Below are 16,721 nucleotides of genomic sequence, written 5' to 3' on the forward strand. Positions count from 1 at the left end.
GAATGCATGCGCGCCTTAGCTGAGTTCATCATGCGCGGTCGTGTGCAGGCCACTCTGGTAGTGGCTGGATGTGCAGCATTGCCGTTGTTGTATTGGTTGGGTGCTGCCGCGGGTTGCCTTGTGCTTCTGCGGCGCGGTTTGAAGGACGCCCTTGGCGTTCTTGCCCTGGGAATACTGCCGGCCTTGGTCTGGTGGTTGAAATTCGATGATCCACGGGTACTTCTGGTACTGCTCGGTTCATCGACCCTTGCGTTGGTTTTGCGCGCAAGTGAGTCCTGGGTCCGTACGCTGCTGGTCAGCGTGGCATTGGGGTTGGTGTATTCACTGGCGCTTGGCGCGGCTTTCCGCCCGCAAATCGAGGCGCTGGCGCAGGAGATCATAAAGATCCTGCCGCTGGCCCTCGGGGATCTCTACCAGCAGTTATCGGTAGAGGAGCGAGCGCGCTTTGCGTCAGTGGTTGCACCGATGCTTACCGGCCTGATAGCGGCACTGTTGCAGATTGTCAGCTTGCTGAGCCTGATTCTTGGGCGTTACTGGCAGGCGTTGTTGTATAACCCGGGTGGTTTTGGTCGCGAGTTTCGCAGTATCAGAATCCCCGCTGGACCGGCGATGTTGCTGCTGGCGTTCATGGTGGTCGGGCCGACTTTTGGCCTGGCGCTGTTGGTGCCGTTGTGCAGCGTACCGCTGGTATTCGCCGGCCTGTCCCTGATTCATGGGCTGGTGGCGCAAAAGCGACTGGGCAGATTCTGGCTGGTGGGGTTGTACGTGACGCTGTTGCTGTTCATGCAGCTGATCTATCCGTTACTCGTGGTCTTGGCCATTGTCGACGGCCTGATTGATTTTCGCGGTCGTCTGGCGCCGAAAGACGCCGATAACGCGAACGGTGAAGGTTAAAAGTTAGAGGATTTTCACATGCAACTGATCCTTCTGGAAAAAGTCGCCAACCTGGGCAACCTGGGCGACAAAGTGAACGTTAAGGCCGGCTACGGTCGTAACTACCTGCTGCCATACGGCAAAGCCACCGCTGCAACCGCTGCCAACCTGGCTGCGTTTGAAGAGCGTCGTGCTGAGCTGGAAAAAGCAGCAGCAGACAAAAAAGCTTCGGCCGAAACTCGCGCTGCCCAACTGGCTGAGCTGGAAGTGACTATCACTGCCACCGCCGGTGACGAAGGCAAGCTGTTCGGTTCGATCGGCACCCACGACATCGCTGATGCACTGACCGCCTCCGGCGTTGAAGTGCAGAAGAGCGAAGTTCGTCTGCCGAACGGCACCATCCGCAACGTTGGCGAATTCGATGTAGCCGTGCACCTGCACGCTGAAGTCGAAGCAACCGTACGCGTTGTTGTGGTAGCAGCTTAAGCAACACCTAACTGACTGGCACCTCGCGTGCCAGGCAGTTAACATCGGGCACGATCCTGTTCACAGGTCGTGCCTTTTGTTTTTCTGTAGCCCCAGATTCTCCAACTATTCCAAGTGGCCATGAACGATATCTCCGCTCCTGAGCAATATGACCTGCAAACCGCTGCCCTGAAGGTGCCGCCGCATTCCATCGAGGCCGAACAGGCCGTGCTCGGTGGCTTGATGCTGGACAACAACGCCTGGGAACGCGTGCTGGATCAAGTCTCGGACGGCGATTTCTACCGTCATGACCACCGCCTGATCTTCCGTGCCATTGCCAAGCTGGCCGACCAGAACTCACCGATCGACGTGGTGACCCTGGCCGAGCAGTTGGACAAGGAAGGCCAGACGTCCCAAGTGGGCGGCCTGGGTTACCTGGGCGAGCTGGCGAAAAACACGCCATCGGTCGCCAACATCAAGGCGTATGCGCAGATCGTCCGTGCGCGGGCCACGTTGCGCCAGTTGATCGGCATCGCCACCGAGATCGCCGACAGTGCATTCAACCCGGAAGGCCGCACTGCCGAAGAGATTCTCGACGAAGCCGAACGGCAGATCTTCCAGATCGCCGAGGCCCGGCCTAAAACCGGCGGCCCGGTCAGCGTCAACGACTTGCTGACCAAGGCCATCGACCGTATCGACACCTTGTTCAACACCGACAACGCCATCACCGGCCTGTCCACCGGCTACACCGACCTCGACGGCATGACCAGCGGCCTGCAGCCAGCCGACTTGATCATCGTCGCCGGCCGTCCGTCCATGGGTAAAACCACCTTCGCCATGAACCTGGTGGAAAACGCCGTGTTGCGCAGCGACAAGGCCGTACTGGTTTATTCCCTGGAGATGCCAGGCGAATCGCTGATCATGCGTATGTTGTCGTCCCTGGGCCGCATCGACCAGACCAAGGTGCGTGCCGGCCGCCTGGAAGACGACGACTGGCCGCGGCTGACCTCGGCGGTCAACCTGCTCAACGATCGCAAGCTGTTTATCGATGACACCGCGGGCATCAGTCCGTCGGAAATGCGCGCGCGTACCCGACGCCTGGTGCGTGAGCACGGCGATATTGCCCTGATCATGATCGACTACCTGCAGTTGATGCAGATCCCGGGTTCCAGCGGTGACAGCCGGACCAACGAGATTTCCGAGATTTCCCGCTCGTTGAAAGCCCTGGCCAAGGAATTCAACTGCCCGGTGGTTGCCCTGTCGCAGCTCAACCGATCTCTTGAGCAGCGTCCGAACAAACGCCCGATCAACTCCGACTTGCGGGAATCCGGAGCGATCGAGCAGGATGCTGACGTGATCATGTTCGTATACCGGGACGAGGTGTATCACCCGGAAACCGAGCATAAAGGCATCGCTGAAATCATTATCGGTAAACAGCGTAACGGGCCAATCGGCACCACGCGCCTGGCCTTCATCGGTAAATACACCCGCTTCGAGAACCTGGCGCCGGGCAGCTATAACTTCGAAGACGAGTAAAAGCGCTGCCCGCCAATTCCGACTGCAAAGGTCGGAATTGGTCAAATTTTGTGCTATATTCCGCGCCCGCGATTTTTCATCTCAACACCGGTCACCGTCATGCAAACAGCCAAGCCGTTATTTGACTATCCCAAGTACTGGGCCGAATGTTTCGGTCCTGCGCCATTCCTGCCGATGAGCAGGGAGGAGATGGATCAGCTTGGCTGGGATTCATGCGACATCATCATCGTCACCGGTGACGCGTACGTGGACCATCCGTCGTTCGGCATGGCAATCATCGGCCGGCTGCTGGAGTCCCAGGGCTTTCGCGTCGGGATCATTGCCCAGCCCAACTGGCAGTCCAAAGACGACTTCATGAAGCTCGGCGAGCCGAACCTGTTCTTCGGCGTCGCGGCCGGCAACATGGACTCGATGATCAACCGCTACACCGCCGACAAGAAAATCCGCTCCGATGACGCCTACACCCCAGGCGGCATGGCCGGCAAACGTCCGGACCGCGCGAGCCTGGTCTACAGCCAGCGCTGCAAGGAAGCCTACAAGCACGTGCCGATCGTGCTCGGCGGCATCGAAGCCTCCCTGCGCCGCATCGCCCACTACGACTACTGGCAGGACCGTGTACGCAACTCGATCCTGATCGACGCCTGCGCCGATATCCTGCTGTACGGCAATGCCGAGCGGGCCATCGTCGAAGTCGCCCAGCGCCTGTCGTGGGGCCACAAGATCGAAGACATCACCGACGTGCGCGGCACCGCGTTCATTCGCCGTGACACGCCTGAAGGCTGGTACGAGGTGGACTCCACCCGTATCGACCGTCCGGGCAAGATCGACAAGATCATCAACCCGTACGTGAACACCCAGGACACCCAGGCCTGCGCCATCGAGCAGGAAAAGGGCCCGGTGGAAGATCCGGAAGAGGCCAAGGTGGTACAGATCCTGGCAAGCCCGCGCATGACCCGTGACAAGACCGTGATCCGTCTGCCGTCCGTGGAAAAAGTCCGTGGCGACTCGGTGCTGTATGCCCACGCCAACCGCGTGCTCCACCTGGAAACCAACCCGGGCAACGCCCGCGCGCTGGTACAGAAGCACGGCGAAGTGGATGTGTGGTTCAACCCGCCGCCCATTCCCATGACTACCGAAGAAATGGACTACGTGTTCGGCATGCCTTACGCCCGTGTTCCACACCCGGCGTACGGCAAGGAAAAGATCCCGGCCTACGACATGATCCGCTTCTCGGTGAACATCATGCGTGGCTGCTTCGGCGGCTGCACCTTCTGCTCGATCACCGAGCACGAAGGCCGGATCATCCAGAACCGTTCCGAAGAGTCGATCATTCGCGAAATCGAAGAGATCCGCGACAAGGTGCCAGGCTTCACCGGCGTCATTTCCGACCTCGGCGGCCCGACCGCGAACATGTACCGCATTGCCTGCAAGAGCCCGGAAATCGAATCCGCGTGCCGCAAGCCATCCTGCGTGTTCCCGGGCATCTGCCCGAACCTGAACACCGACCACTCGTCGTTGATCCAGCTGTACCGCAGCGCCCGTGCGTTGCCGGGTGTGAAGAAGATCCTGATCGCTTCCGGCCTGCGCTACGACCTCGCGGTCGAGTCGCCGGAGTACGTGAAGGAGCTGGTGACCCACCACGTCGGTGGTTACCTGAAGATCGCCCCGGAACACACCGAGGAAGGTCCGCTCAACCAGATGATGAAACCGGGCATCGGCAGCTATGACAAGTTCAAGCGCATGTTCGAGAAGTACACCAAGGAAGCGGGCAAGGAGCAGTACCTGATTCCTTACTTCATCGCCGCCCACCCGGGCACCACCGATGAAGACATGATGAACCTGGCCCTGTGGCTCAAGGGCAACGGCTTCCGCGCCGACCAGGTGCAGGCGTTCTACCCGTCGCCAATGGCCACCGCCACGGCGATGTACCACTCGGGCAAGAACCCGCTGCGCAAGGTCACCTACAAGAGCGACGCGGTGACCATCGTCAAGAGCGAAGAACAGCGCCGCCTGCACAAGGCCTTCCTGCGCTACCACGACCCGAAGGGCTGGCCGATGCTGCGTGAAGCATTGACTCGCATGGGCCGTGCAGACCTGATCGGGCCGGGCAAGGAGCAACTGATCCCGTTGCACCAACCGTCCACCGACAGCTACCAGAGCGCCCGTCGCAAAAACTCGACGCCGGCTGGCAGCCACAAGGTTGCGAAGGAAACCACCACCAGGATCCTCACCCAGCATACCGGCTTGCCGCCCCGTGGCAGTGACGGCAGCAACCCGTGGGACAAGCGCGAGCAAGCCAAGGCCGCGGCCATGGCGCGCAACAAGCAGGCCGCCAAGGAGCGCACCGACGCCGCCAAGGGCAAAGGCAAGAAGCCAGCCCGCAAGCCGGTGGTGCCGCGTTGATCGTCGCCTGAAACGCAAAACGCCAGCCTCGTGCTGGCGTTTTGCTTTCTAGCGGGTGGGTAGCCTGTTTGTTAAGGTGGCGCCCATTCGAGCGCCATCGCAGGCAAGCCAGCTCCCACATGTGACCGGGTTTCAGCATGAGAATGCGGTCGAATGTGGGAGCGGGCTTGCTCGCGAAAGCGCCAGTTCAGACACCACCCATTTCAAGGAAGAACACCCCCATGAGCAGCCCCCTGCTTGGCATCGGCATGGACTCCAACCGCTCCCAGTTCATGGCCCGCCAGCGCATCGAAAGCCAGATCAACCTGCCACGCCTGTTTGCTGCCATCGACGCCGACCCAGGCATCGTGGGGGCGGGTGTGGTGTATATCGATGCCGACTTCAACGTCGTCACCCTGCGCGAATTCCAACCCATCTGCAGCATTGCGCCCAAACGCGTGATCCTGCGGGAAGCGCAGCGGTACATAGCGCCGGCGCAGTTCGCCCAGCAGGTGCAAGACAATCCCCGTGAATCGCGGCTGGTGGGTGAAGCGATCAACACCACGCTGTCGTGTGCCGGTGCAGTCATCGGCTGGGTAGTGGTACTCAGCGGCTCTGTCGCGATACCGTTTTCGGCGGGTGCCAGTACGGTGGTCGCAGCCCTCGGCTACACCGCTGCGGCAGCCAGTACCGTTCAGTGTTTTGCCGGTGGCTACCGGACCGTCAACGAAATAAGAAATCCGTCGCGCAACGACGAGCTCGACGGCGAGGAATGGTATCAATACACGATGATCGCGTTGGACGCCGCATCGTTGGTCGGAGTCGGTGCATCGTCACTCACCACCCTCAAGCTGGTCCGGCTGAATAGGGCGACCACCGGCAAAAGTGTTCGGGAGGTACTGAAAGGCTTGAATCGACAAGAGCGCGCCAAACTGACCAAGGAGTTGCTGAGCATTAACGACCCTCGCTTGAGCTCGAAGATGCTCAAGTTGCGACAGTTGTCAGGTGAGCTGCCCAAGCGCTTCACGCCCACACAGGTCAAGCACGCAACGGTCACGCAAATACAGGATGCGTTGGGCGCCTCGATTGGCTTCACGGGCAGTGCGCTTTCCGGGAATGTCCGAACCATTGCCGTAGGTCTATACGAGGAGATTGAGCAATGAACCAAGCACCGAGCATTCGTGCCTTTCTATCCCGGTACTTTCCGGTTTTCATGGGGGCGATATTTGCAGCGGTATTTTCCCTGGTCTTCGCGGTGCCTTTGTTTTTTGACAGCTATTTCCGGGACCTTCCCCTGGCGGATAACGCCAAGTACTCCTTTCTCGGCGGAATCGCTCTGACGTTGGTCATCGTGCACTGCAACTTCATGATCGCCCGCGGACGCCCGCAATGGGTGTGGCCGCTGGTGGTGTTGCTGGGGCTTTGTCTTGTGTGTGTGCTGCCCACGATCGAGTACCGACCGCATCCATTTATTTATGGCATGAGCGTGCTGTTGCCGTTGCTGGCGCTGCTGGTGCTTAACAGCAAGCGCCACCGCGAAATGCGCCAGAAACTGGTCGAAGTTCGCCACCTGCGTGAAGCCGTGATCGCCAGGCACAAAGCCCGTTGACTGGGTAGATTCACCACCCACCCTCACACTCCCGCCACAAATATGTGCAACCCTCGCACCACGACGGCAGCCATCGCGCCGTTTTGGTGCTGTACTGCACCGGGTCCCACGATAAAGCGCAATGACCACTGCTCTGGCATAAGTCTTGCGCGCTTTGTTTCCATGCCCTGGCTCGCAGGAGGCCGCCGTGTCGATTCATGTCGCGTTGCACCACGTTACGCATTACCGCTACGACCGCGCGGTCGAACTCGGCCCACAGATTGTTCGTCTGCGTCCGGCGGCCCATAGCCGCACGCGGATTCTTTCCTACGCGCTGAAGGTGCTGCCGGAACAGCACTTCATCAATTGGCAGCAAGATCCCCAGGGCAATTACCTGGCGCGTCTGGTGTTCCCGGAAAAAACTGACGAGCTGCGCATCGAAGTCGACTTGGTCGCGGAGATGGCGGTATTCAATCCGTTCGATTTCTTCCTGGAACCCTACGCCGAAAAAATCCCTTTCAGCTACGCCGCCGATGAGCAGCGCGAGCTGGCGCCGTACCTCGAAACATTGCCGCTGACCCCGAGATTCGCCGCGTATCTGGCGGGTATCGACCGCACGCCGTTGCCGGCAGTGGATTTCCTGGTGGGTCTGAATCAGCGCCTGGCCGCCGATATCGGCTACCTGATCCGCATGGAGCCGGGGGTACAAACACCGGAATTCACCCTGGAAAACGCCTCCGGTTCCTGCCGGGATTCGGCGTGGTTGCTGGTGCAACTGCTGCGCAACCTTGGGTTGGCGGCACGGTTTGTGTCGGGCTATCTGATCCAGCTGACCGCCGACGTCAAAGCCCTCGACGGCCCATCCGGCACCGAGGTGGATTTCACCGACCTGCACGCCTGGTGCGAAGTGTATTTGCCCGGCGCCGGCTGGATCGGCCTCGATGCCACCTCCGGTTTGTTCGCCGGTGAAGGTCATATCCCGTTGGCCTGTAGTCCTGATCCTTCTTCCGCGGCGCCCATCAGCGGCCTGGTGGAACCCTGCGAGTGCGAATTTACCCACGAGATGTCCGTGGAACGGATTTGGGAAGCCCCCAGGGTTACCAAGCCCTACACCGAAGAGCAGTGGCTGGCGATCCAGGCCCTGGGCCGGCAGATCGACGGTGACCTGCACAAGGACGACGTACGCCTTACCATGGGCGGCGAACCCACCTTCGTTTCCATCGACGACCCCGACGGCGCCGAATGGAACACCGCCGCCCTGGGCCCGGACAAACGCCGGCTGTCCGCCGAGCTGTTCCAGCGCATGCGCAAGCACTACGCACCCAAGGGCCTGGTGCATTTCGGCCAGGGCAAGTGGTACCCCGGCGAGCAACTGCCGCGCTGGTCCCTCAACTGCTACTGGCGCCGCGACGGCGTGCCGATCTGGCACAACAGCGCGCTGATCGCCGATGAGCAGGAAAGCTATGGCGCCGACGGCGTGATGGCCGGGCGTTTTCTGGCCAGCGTTGCCGAGCGCCTGAAACTGCCCGCGCAGTTTGTATTCCCGGCCTACGAAGACAATTTCTATTACCTGTGGCGCGAAGGCGCCTTGCCGCAAAACGTCAGCGCCGAAGATCCGCGCCTTGAGGACAAGCTTGAGCGCGAGCGCCTGCGCAAGGTCTTCAGCCAGGGCCTGGATAAAGTCATCGGCCAGGTGCTGCCGCTGGCACGCACGGCGGCCAATGACCGCTGGCAGAGCGGGCGCTGGTACCTGCGGGACAACCATTGCCGCCTGGTGCCGGGCGATTCACCGTTGGGTTATCGCCTGCCACTGGCCTCGCAACCGTGGGTAACGGCGGCGGACTATCCGTTCGTGCACCCCACCGATCCCAATCAGGACCTGGCAGACCTGCCGACCACCTCGCAACTGCAAAGCTATGGCGAGGCAGCTGCCAGCCAAGACCGTATCCCGAAGATCGACGAGTCTGCCGACTGGCTGACCCGCACCGCCCTGTGCGCCGAGGCACGGGACGGCCGCTTGTACCTGTTCATGCCGCCGCTGGAACGGGTCGAGGATTACCTGGAACTGGTGGCCGCCATCGAAGCCACCGCCGAAGAACTGCATTGCCCGGTGTTGCTGGAGGGTTATGAGCCGCCGAGCGACCCACGCCTGAGCAACTTCCGGGTGACGCCGGATCCGGGTGTGATCGAGGTCAACGTGCAGCCGTCCGCCACCTGGGACGAGTTGGTGGAACGCACCGAGTTTCTCTACGAAGAAGCCCGGCAAACCCGCCTCACCACAGAAAAATTCATGATCGACGGGCGCCACACCGGCACCGGCGGCGGTAACCACTTTGTGCTCGGTGGCGCTACGCCCAAGGATTCGCCGTTCCTGCGGCGTCCCGATCTGCTGCGCAGCCTGATCAGCTATTGGCATAACCATCCGTCATTGTCCTACCTGTTTTCCGGCCTGTTCATCGGCCCGACTTCCCAGGCACCACGGGTCGACGAAGCGCGCAACGATGCGCTGTATGAGCTGGAAATCGCCTTCGCGCAGATGCCCGAAGCGGGCGAAGAATGCCCGCCATGGTTGGTGGACCGCCTGCTGCGCAACCTGCTGATCGACGTCACTGGCAATACCCACCGCGCCGAGTTCTGCATCGACAAGCTCTACTCGCCGGACGGTGCCACCGGCCGCCTGGGCCTGCTGGAATTGCGTGCCTTTGAAATGCCGCCCCACGCCCGCATGAGCCTGACCCAACAATTGCTGCTGCGGGCACTGGTCGCGCGGTTCTGGCGTGAACCCTATGCGCCGCCGAAGCTGGCGCGCTGGGGCACAGAGCTGCATGACCGCTTCCTGCTGCCGCACTTTATCGAGCAGGATTTTGCCGACGTGATCGTCGAGCTGAACGCTGCCGGTTATCCGCTGCGGGCCGAATGGTTTGCCGCGCACCTGGAGTTCCGTTTTCCCAAGGTCGGTGACTACGCCGTCAGCGGCATCGAACTGGAATTGCGCCAGGCCCTTGAGCCCTGGCATGTGCTGGGCGAAGAGGGCGCGGTGGGCGGTACGGTGCGTTACGTGGATTCGTCCCTGGAGCGCCTGCAGGTCAAGTTGAGTGGCCTGCCGCCCCAGCGTTACCTGCTGACCTGCAATGGCATCCCGGTGCCGCTGCAACCCACCGGGCGCGTCGGCGAGTTTGTGGCTGGCGTGCGTTATCGCGCCTGGCAACCGGCCAACTGCCTGCAGCCAACGATCCCGGTGCATGCGCCACTGGTGTTCGATCTTTTGGATACGTGGATGCAGCGCTCGCTGGGCGGTTGCCAGTACCATGTCGCCCACCCGGGCGGGCGCAATTACGACAGCCTGCCGGTGAATGCCAATGAAGCTGAAAGCCGGCGGATGGCGCGGTTTTTCCGCTTGGGACACAGCCCCGGGAAATTGCCGGTGCCGAGTGTGGTGATCAATGATGAATTGCCGATGACCCTGGATTTGCGGCGCTTCCCCAATAAGAATGACTAAATGCGATTCAAAATGTGGGAGCAGGGTTTGTGTGGGAGCTGGCTTGCCTGCGATAGCATCACCTCGGTTTAACAGAGACTCCGAGGTGCTTGCATCGCAGGCAAGCCAGCTCCCACACAAGCCTGCTTGCACACTGGATTTGCAGTGTTTGTAAATTAATCTGACTTCCCTTGCCTCTGCCGAGCGTTCCATGCCCGACTTGCTCGACCGTTACCCGCTGACCGCGGGCACTTATCACGAACTGCTGGACGACAGCGGCGCGGTTCGCGCCCATTGGCAGCGGCTGCTCGATCACTTGCAACGCAGCACCCCGGCGCAACTGGCCCAGCGCCAAGCCTTGCTGACTCGGCAGATACAGGAAAACGGCGTGACCTACAACGTCTACGCCGACCCCAAGGGCGCCGATCGTCCCTGGGAGCTGGACCTGCTGCCCCACGTGCTGGCCGCCGATGAATGGAAGCAACTTGCCGCCGGCATCGCCCAGCGTGCGCGCCTGCTGAATGCAGTACTGGCCGACCTCTACGGCCCGCAACGCCTGATCGCCGAAGGCTTGCTGCCGGCAGAACTGGTGTTCGGCCATAACAATTTCCTGTGGCCGTGCCAGGGCATCCAGCCGCCCGACGGCGCGTTCCTGCACCTGTACGCCGTGGACCTGGCGCGTACGCCGGATGGCCGCTGGTGGGTCACCGCCGACCGGACCCAGGCCCCGTCCGGCGCCGGTTATGCTTTGGAAAACCGCACCATCGTGTCCCGCGCCTTCCCGGACCTTTACCGCGACTTGCAGGTGCAGCACCTCACCGGGTTCTTCCGCACCCTGCAGGAAACCCTGGCCCGCCAGGCGCCGAGCGACGACCAGCCACCGCTGATCGTGCTGCTGACCCCGGGCCGTTTCAACGAAAGCTATTTCGAGCATCTGTACCTCGCCCGCCAGCTTGGCTACCCGCTGGTGGAAGGCGGCGACGTGACCGTGCGCGACGCCACGGTGTACCTCAAGACCCTCAGCGGCCTGCGCCGGGTGCACGCGATCATGCGCCGCCTGGACGACGACTTCTGCGACCCGCTGGAACTGCGCACCGACTCGGCCCTCGGCGTGCCCGGCCTGCTGGATGCCGTGCGCCAGGGCAATGTGCTGGTGGCCAACGCCCTGGGCAGTGGCGTGCTGGAATCCCCTGGCCTGTTGGGATTTCTGCCGAAGATCAATCAATTCCTGTTTGGCGAAGAACTGATCCTGCCGTCCATCGCCACCTGGTGGTGCGGTGAGCCGCCGGTGCTGGCCGAAGCCCTGGAGAAACTGCCGGAACTGCTGATCAAGCCGGCGTTTCCGTCGCAAAGCTTCACCCCGGTATTTGGCCGCGACTTGAACGACGAACAACGCGAGGCCCTGGCTGAGCGCATGCGCGCGCGGCCTTACGCCTATGTCGCCCAGGAACTTGCGCAGTTGTCCCAGGCGCCGGTCTGGCACACCGTTGACGATCACCTTCAGCACCGCGCCATCGGCATGCGTGTGTACGCCGTAGCCAGCGCCGACGGTTATCGGGTACTGCCCGGTGGCCTGACCCGTGTGGCCGCCGATGCCGATGCCGAAGTGGTGTCGATGCAGCGCGGCGGTGCGAGCAAGGACACCTGGGTGCTCGGCGAACGCGCCCATGGCACCGAGCAATGGCGCGCCCAGCGGGCCATCGGCGCCCATGACCTGGTGCGGCGCGATCCGTACCTGCCGTCGCGGGTGGTGGAAAACCTGTTCTGGTTTGGCCGCTATTGCGAGCGCTGTGATGACAGTGCGCGCTGGCTGCGGATCGTCCTCGCCCGCTATGTCGACGGAGACGACCCGCTGGCGCTGCAGGCGGCGGTTGAACTGGGTGAGAACCTGCGACTGTTGCCGGAGGAGGGCGAGTTGCCTGAGCGGCTTCAGGCGGCGTTGCTCGGTGACGACTGGCCGTCGAGCCTGCGGGCCAACTTGCAGCGCTTGCAGTGGGCGGCGTCCCAGGTGCGCGGCAAGCTGTCCCGGGAAAACTGGCAGGCGCTGGTGGAGTTGCAGCGCGAAGCCCTGGACCTGGAAAGCGAAGAGCCGGACTTCGGCGAACTGCTGGATTTCCTCAACCGCCTGGTGATGTCCCTGGCCGCGCTGTCGGGCTTTGCCCTTGACGACATGACCCGCGACGAAGGCTGGCGCTTCCTGATGATGGGCCGGCGCATCGAGCGCCTGCAGTTTCTCAGCAGCAGCCTGGCGGCGTTCCTGCGCGGCGTGGCGGTGTTCGATCAGGCCGGGCTGGAGTGGTTGCTGGAACTGGGCAACAGCAGCATCACCTATCGTTCGCGCTACCTCGCGGTACCGCAGCTGATTCCGGTGCTGGACCTGTTGCTGCTGGATGAGCAAAACCCTCACGCAGTGCTGTTCCAGCTGAAACTGGTGAGCCGCACCTTGCGTCGCTTGAATGACGATTTCGGCGTGCCCCGGGAAACCGGGCTGGCGCCGTTGGTGGAGCGCCTGGCGCGCTTTGACCTGGGCTGCCTGGAGAACCCGCTGTTCGGCGAGTCCAGTGTGCGTGCCGCGCTGGATGGCCTGGCCGACCTGCTGCAAGCGGTGGCCGATGAAAGTGGGCAAGTCTCCGACCGCCTGGCCTTGCGCCATTTTGCCCATGTGGACGATGTCAGCCAGCAAACGGTGTCTTTGTGATGAGTGCCCGCTACCAGATTTTCCACGATACCCACTACCACTACGACAGCCCGGTGTCCCTGGCCCAGCAGCTGGCGCACCTGTGGCCGCGGCCTTGCGCCTGGCAGCGCTGCAGCTCGCAGCAACTGGAGATCAGCCCCGAGCCGACCTCGCGCCGGGATGAACTGGATGTGTTCGGCAACCCGATCACCCGGCTGGCATTCGAGCGGCCCCATGATGAACTGCTGGTGAACGCCGGGCTGACAGTGGAGGTGTTGGCGCGGCCGCTGCTGGATTTCAGCCTGTCGCCGGCCTGGGACCAGACCCGCAACGGCCTGACCTACAGCAGCCAGCCGCTGTCGGCCGAAGTGATCGAGGCGTGCCGCTATCGGTTCGAATCGCCCTATGTGCATTTGAAGAAAAGCTTCGTCGAGTTCTCCGAAGACTGTTTCCCGGCTGGTCGTCCGTTGCTGTTGGGTGTGCAGGCGCTGATGCAGAAGATCTTCAGCGAATTTACTTTCGATGCCGAAGCCACCCAGGTCGCCACGCCGTTGGTGGAAGTGCTGGAGCGCCGGCGCGGCGTGTGCCAGGACTTCGCCCACCTGATGCTCGCGTGCCTGCGTTCCCGGGGCCTGGCGGCGCGGTATATCAGTGGTTACCTGCTGACCCAGCCACCGCCCGGCCAACCACGGTTGATCGGCGCGGATGCGTCCCACGCGTGGGTGTCGGTGTTTTGCCCGGTGTCGGGTTGGGTGGATTTTGACCCGACCAACAATGTGCAGCCGGCACTGGAACACATCACCCTGGCCTGGGGCCGGGACTTTTCCGATGTTTCGCCGTTGCGGGGGGTGATTCTGGGGGGAGGGAGCCATGACCCGGAAGTGCGGGTGACGGTGATGCCGCTGGAGTAATGCACAAGATCGTTCCCACGCTCCGCGTGGGAATGCCTGTTGTGACGCTCTGCGTCACCCTGCACATATCTCAAATCGGGACGCGGAGCGCCCCAGGATGCATTCCCACGCGGAGCGTGGGAACGATCACCTATTCAGCGTCTTTCGGTGCTTCGGTGTCGTCTGTAGCCACTGTACCTTCAGCATCCGGGTTCAGTGCACCGGCTTCTTCGTCGGCTGCAATTTTCTTGCGCTGCAGCTTTTCCTCTTTCTTCTGCTCTTTGGCCAAGTCTCTCTGACGTTTGGCGAAGGAGTAATTAGGTTTTGCCATGGGCGATCCTCTGGGGTCGAAGGTGAGGTTGAGCGGCGCGTATTCTGCCTTTAATCGCGTCCCAAGGGTTAATCGGGTTTTTGGTCCACCCATTTGGGCAGGACCAGCGGTTGCCAGGCATCCAGTACGTCAAGCAGCTCAGCCGGCGATTCGCTCATTTGCAGCATGGCACGATGCGGTGCCCGGACGAAGCCTTCGCCGACGATATGATCAAGAAAATCGGTCAACTTGCGGTAAAAACCGTTCACTTCGAGCAAACCCAGCGGTTTGCCGTGGTAGCCGAGCTGGCCCCAGGTCCAGACTTCGAACAGTTCTTCCAGGGTGCCCAGGCCGCCCGGCAGCGCAATAAAGGCGTCGCTCAGTTCGGCCATGCGCGCCTTGCGGGCGTGCATGCCGTCGACCACCTCCAGGCGGGTCAGGCCTTTGTGGCCGATTTCGAGGTTTTTCAGACTTTCGGGAATAATTCCGATCACCTCGCCGCCGGCTTCCAGCGCCGCATCGGCGACGATACCCATCAGGCCCACGGCGCCGCCGCCGTACACCAGGGTCAGCTTGCGCTCGGCCAGCGCGCGCCCGAGGGCCACGGCTGCTTCACGGTAGGCCGGGTTGGTGCCGCTGCTGGCACCGCAAAACACACAGACAGACTTCAAGGACATACCTGACTCCACTCAGTTGTGGCTAAAGAGTAAAGGCTGGCTTGCGTCTCTCAAAGGATTAAACCTCGCGTTGAGGTGTTTCGCAGGTGCCGCTGGCACCACAGGCATAGGCGGCAAGCAGGCTGCGGAACAGGCTATTGAGGTGCATGGCTGGAACTCCGGATGAGTGATGGACCGATCATAGGCCGGCACCCGCACTTTGGCCGGTAGATTGTGTCGATGAGTCTGATAGCCTAAAGTTGTATACAATCTGTTGATACAGATCATATGAAGTCCTGTCTGACTCAGGCACCCTTGTCGCAATATGCGTTTTTTAAACCCTGCCCTGGAGATTCACATGTTTGCCAAACTCGTTGCTGTTTCCCTGCTGACTCTGGCTAGCGGCCAGTTGCTTGCTGCAGAGTGCAAGGTCACTGTCGACTCCACTGACCAGATGTCCTTCAACACCAAGGCCATCGAAATCGACAAGAGCTGCAAGACGTTCACCGTTGAGTTGACCCACTCCGGCAGCTTGCCGAAAAACGTCATGGGCCATAACTGGGTGCTGAGTTCCGCCGCCGACATGCCTGGCATCGCCAGCGACGGCATGGCTGCCGGCATCGACAAGAACTACCTGAAAGACGGCGACACCCGCATCATCGCCCACACCAAGATCATCGGTGCCGGCGAGAAAGACTCCGTGACCTTCGATGTGTCGAAGCTGGCGGCAGGCACTGACTACGCGTTCTTCTGCTCGTTCCCAGGCCACATCTCGATGATGAAAGGCACTGTGACCCTGAAGTAAGCAATCTTCAGGCAAAAAAAAGCGCCCTTCGGGGCGCTTTTTTTGCCTGTAGGCAGGCTGCTCTTGTGGCGAGGGAGCTTGCTCCCGCTGGGCTGCGGAGCAGCCCCAATAAGCTCACCGCGTAGCATCAGAAAAAGCAGTAAGCAGGTTTCAGGGGCCGCTTCGCGCCCCAGCGGGAGCAAGCTCCCTCGCCACAGCAAGCCTTTTTGCCAGAATGAGCCGCTACGTCAGATCAGGGTGCAAACGGCATCACCCGCTTGTGCTCGGTCTTGCGATAGGTGTCGCAGATGATCTTGAAGGCCTCCTCGCGCACCGGCTCGCCGTGCAGGAACGCGTCGATCTCGGCATAGGTCACGCCATGGGACGCTTCGTCCGGCTTGCCCGGCGACAGGTCTTCCAGGTCGGCCGTCGGGATCTTCTCTACCAGCGATTCCGGAGCACCAAAGTGCCGGGCAATCGCGCGCACCTGGTTCTTCACCAGCCCGCTCAGCGGTGCCAGGTCGCAGGCGCCGTCACCGAACTTGGTGAAAAAGCCCATCACGGCTTCCGCCGCATGGTCGGTACCGATCACCAAACCACCGGCCGCGCCGGCGATGGTGTACTGCGCCACCATGCGCATGCGCGCCTTGGTGTTGCCCAGCACGAAGTCCCGGGAGACTGCGGCCTTGCCTTCAAACGCCGCCACTTCATTGGCCAGGGATTTCACCGCCGGGCCGATGTTCACTGCGTGGCGTTCGTCGGGTTCGATAAAGTCCACGGACGCCTGGGCGTCGTGTTCGTCGAACTGGGTTTCGTAGGGCAGGCGCACCGCGATAAAGCGGTACGCATCGTCACCCTTGGCAGCCCGCAACTCTTGCATTGCACGCTGGGCCAGCAGGCCGGCGGTCAGGGAGTCGACGCCGCCGCTGATGCCCAGCACCAACGTCTTGAGGCCTGAATTGAGCAGGCAATCCTGGATAAAGGTAACGCGCCGGGCGACCTCCGCCTCAAGGGCGGCCTGGTCCTTGAACGGTGGTTGGACCTTGAGCTGTTCAGCAATCTCGCGCTGTACGGCTTGCATG

13 protein-coding genes are annotated in these 16,721 nt (G+C 61.7%); 10 read left to right on the forward strand and 3 right to left on the reverse strand.

What is annotated here, in order from left to right; translation table 11 throughout:
* Window positions 1–6: 6 nt before the first annotated feature.
* The 9 genes from HX869_RS03110 to HX869_RS03150 all read left to right on the forward strand — a co-directional run bounded on the left by HX869_RS03110 (window position 7) and on the right by HX869_RS03150 (window position 13,910).
* Window positions 7–894 carry a hypothetical protein gene (locus HX869_RS03110; RefSeq protein ID WP_003217488.1) on the forward strand — a complete coding sequence of 296 codons (888 nt, stop codon included), beginning with the start codon at window positions 7–9 and terminating at the stop codon, window positions 892–894.
* Between the two features lie 18 nt (window positions 895–912).
* A complete protein-coding gene (gene rplI, locus HX869_RS03115) occupies window positions 913–1,359 on the forward strand; it encodes a 50S ribosomal protein L9 (protein ID WP_003171376.1) in 447 nt (148 codons plus the stop codon).
* A gap of 120 nt (window positions 1,360–1,479) precedes the next feature.
* On the forward strand, window positions 1,480–2,874 hold the full coding sequence (gene dnaB, locus HX869_RS03120) for a replicative DNA helicase (RefSeq protein ID WP_003217484.1): 1,395 nt from the start codon (window positions 1,480–1,482) through the stop codon (window positions 2,872–2,874).
* A gap of 99 nt (window positions 2,875–2,973) precedes the next feature.
* Window positions 2,974–5,277, forward strand: a complete 2,304-nt coding sequence (locus HX869_RS03125; protein WP_008439091.1) for a YgiQ family radical SAM protein — start codon at window positions 2,974–2,976, stop codon at window positions 5,275–5,277.
* A 221-nt stretch (window positions 5,278–5,498) separates the two neighbouring features.
* Complete coding sequence (locus HX869_RS03130; RefSeq protein WP_102604267.1) at window positions 5,499–6,419, forward strand: NAD synthetase; 921 nt, start codon at window positions 5,499–5,501, stop codon at window positions 6,417–6,419.
* Complete coding sequence (locus tag HX869_RS03135; RefSeq protein WP_134325642.1) at window positions 6,416–6,865, forward strand: hypothetical protein; 450 nt, start codon at window positions 6,416–6,418, stop codon at window positions 6,863–6,865. Before HX869_RS03130 ends, HX869_RS03135 begins: the two co-directional genes overlap by 4 nt.
* A gap of 187 nt (window positions 6,866–7,052) precedes the next feature.
* Window positions 7,053–10,343, forward strand: coding sequence for a transglutaminase family protein (locus HX869_RS03140; RefSeq protein WP_178902722.1), 3,291 nt, complete (start codon window positions 7,053–7,055; stop codon window positions 10,341–10,343).
* A gap of 190 nt (window positions 10,344–10,533) precedes the next feature.
* Window positions 10,534–13,020, forward strand: a complete 2,487-nt coding sequence (locus tag HX869_RS03145; protein ID WP_178902723.1) for a circularly permuted type 2 ATP-grasp protein — start codon at window positions 10,534–10,536, stop codon at window positions 13,018–13,020.
* Complete coding sequence (locus HX869_RS03150; protein WP_003217471.1) at window positions 13,020–13,910, forward strand: transglutaminase family protein; 891 nt, start codon at window positions 13,020–13,022, stop codon at window positions 13,908–13,910. Before HX869_RS03145 ends, HX869_RS03150 begins: the two co-directional genes overlap by 1 nt.
* 130 nt (window positions 13,911–14,040) lie before the next feature.
* Here the strand turns inward: HX869_RS03150 and HX869_RS03155 are convergent, their stop codons facing one another.
* Both HX869_RS03155 and HX869_RS03160 read right to left on the reverse strand, forming a co-directional pair.
* A complete protein-coding gene (locus HX869_RS03155) occupies window positions 14,041–14,220 on the reverse strand; it encodes a hypothetical protein (RefSeq protein WP_017478355.1) in 180 nt (59 codons plus the stop codon).
* A 68-nt stretch (window positions 14,221–14,288) separates the two neighbouring features.
* The gene (locus HX869_RS03160; protein ID WP_003217468.1) at window positions 14,289–14,876 is read right to left on the reverse strand and encodes a TIGR00730 family Rossman fold protein; all 588 of its coding nucleotides are present in this window, start codon (window positions 14,874–14,876) and stop codon (window positions 14,289–14,291) included.
* A 337-nt stretch (window positions 14,877–15,213) separates the two neighbouring features.
* Here HX869_RS03160 and azu point away from each other — a divergent pair, with 337 nt between their 5' ends.
* Window positions 15,214–15,660: an azurin gene (gene azu / locus HX869_RS03165; RefSeq protein ID WP_008439083.1), complete on the forward strand. Its 447-nt coding sequence runs from the start codon at window positions 15,214–15,216 to the stop codon at window positions 15,658–15,660.
* 232 nt (window positions 15,661–15,892) lie between these two features.
* Here azu and nadE read toward each other — a convergent pair whose 3' ends face one another.
* Entirely contained in the window at window positions 15,893–16,720 is an 828-nt protein-coding gene (nadE, locus tag HX869_RS03170; protein ID WP_178902724.1) for an ammonia-dependent NAD(+) synthetase, read from the reverse strand.
* Between the last annotated feature and the right edge of the window lies 1 nt (window position 16,721).

It is taken from the genome of Pseudomonas sp. P7779 (assembly GCF_013386315.1).
Classification (GTDB): Bacteria; Pseudomonadota; Gammaproteobacteria; order Pseudomonadales; family Pseudomonadaceae; genus Aquipseudomonas.

Bases quoted from the DNA above. Each gene is read 5' to 3' on its own strand.
- HX869_RS03110 (WP_003217488.1), top strand. From the start codon at position 7: ATGCGCGCCTTAGCTGAGTTCATCATGCGCGGTCGTGTGCAGGCCACT.
- rplI (WP_003171376.1), top strand. From the start codon at position 913: ATGCAACTGATCCTTCTGGAAAAAGTCGCCAACCTGGGCAACCTGGGC.
- dnaB (WP_003217484.1), top strand. From the start codon at position 1,480: ATGAACGATATCTCCGCTCCTGAGCAATATGACCTGCAAACCGCTGCC.
- HX869_RS03125 (WP_008439091.1), top strand. From the start codon at position 2,974: ATGCAAACAGCCAAGCCGTTATTTGACTATCCCAAGTACTGGGCCGAA.
- HX869_RS03130 (WP_102604267.1), top strand. From the start codon at position 5,499: ATGAGCAGCCCCCTGCTTGGCATCGGCATGGACTCCAACCGCTCCCAG.
- HX869_RS03135 (WP_134325642.1), top strand. From the start codon at position 6,416: ATGAACCAAGCACCGAGCATTCGTGCCTTTCTATCCCGGTACTTTCCG.
- HX869_RS03145 (WP_178902723.1), top strand. From the start codon at position 10,534: ATGCCCGACTTGCTCGACCGTTACCCGCTGACCGCGGGCACTTATCAC.
- HX869_RS03150 (WP_003217471.1), top strand. From the start codon at position 13,020: ATGAGTGCCCGCTACCAGATTTTCCACGATACCCACTACCACTACGAC.
- HX869_RS03155 (WP_017478355.1), bottom strand. From the start codon at position 14,220: ATGGCAAAACCTAATTACTCCTTCGCCAAACGTCAGAGAGACTTGGCC.
- HX869_RS03160 (WP_003217468.1), bottom strand. From the start codon at position 14,876: ATGTCCTTGAAGTCTGTCTGTGTGTTTTGCGGTGCCAGCAGCGGCACC.
- azu (WP_008439083.1), top strand. From the start codon at position 15,214: ATGTTTGCCAAACTCGTTGCTGTTTCCCTGCTGACTCTGGCTAGCGGC.
- nadE (WP_178902724.1), bottom strand. From the start codon at position 16,720: ATGCAAGCCGTACAGCGCGAGATTGCTGAACAGCTCAAGGTCCAACCA.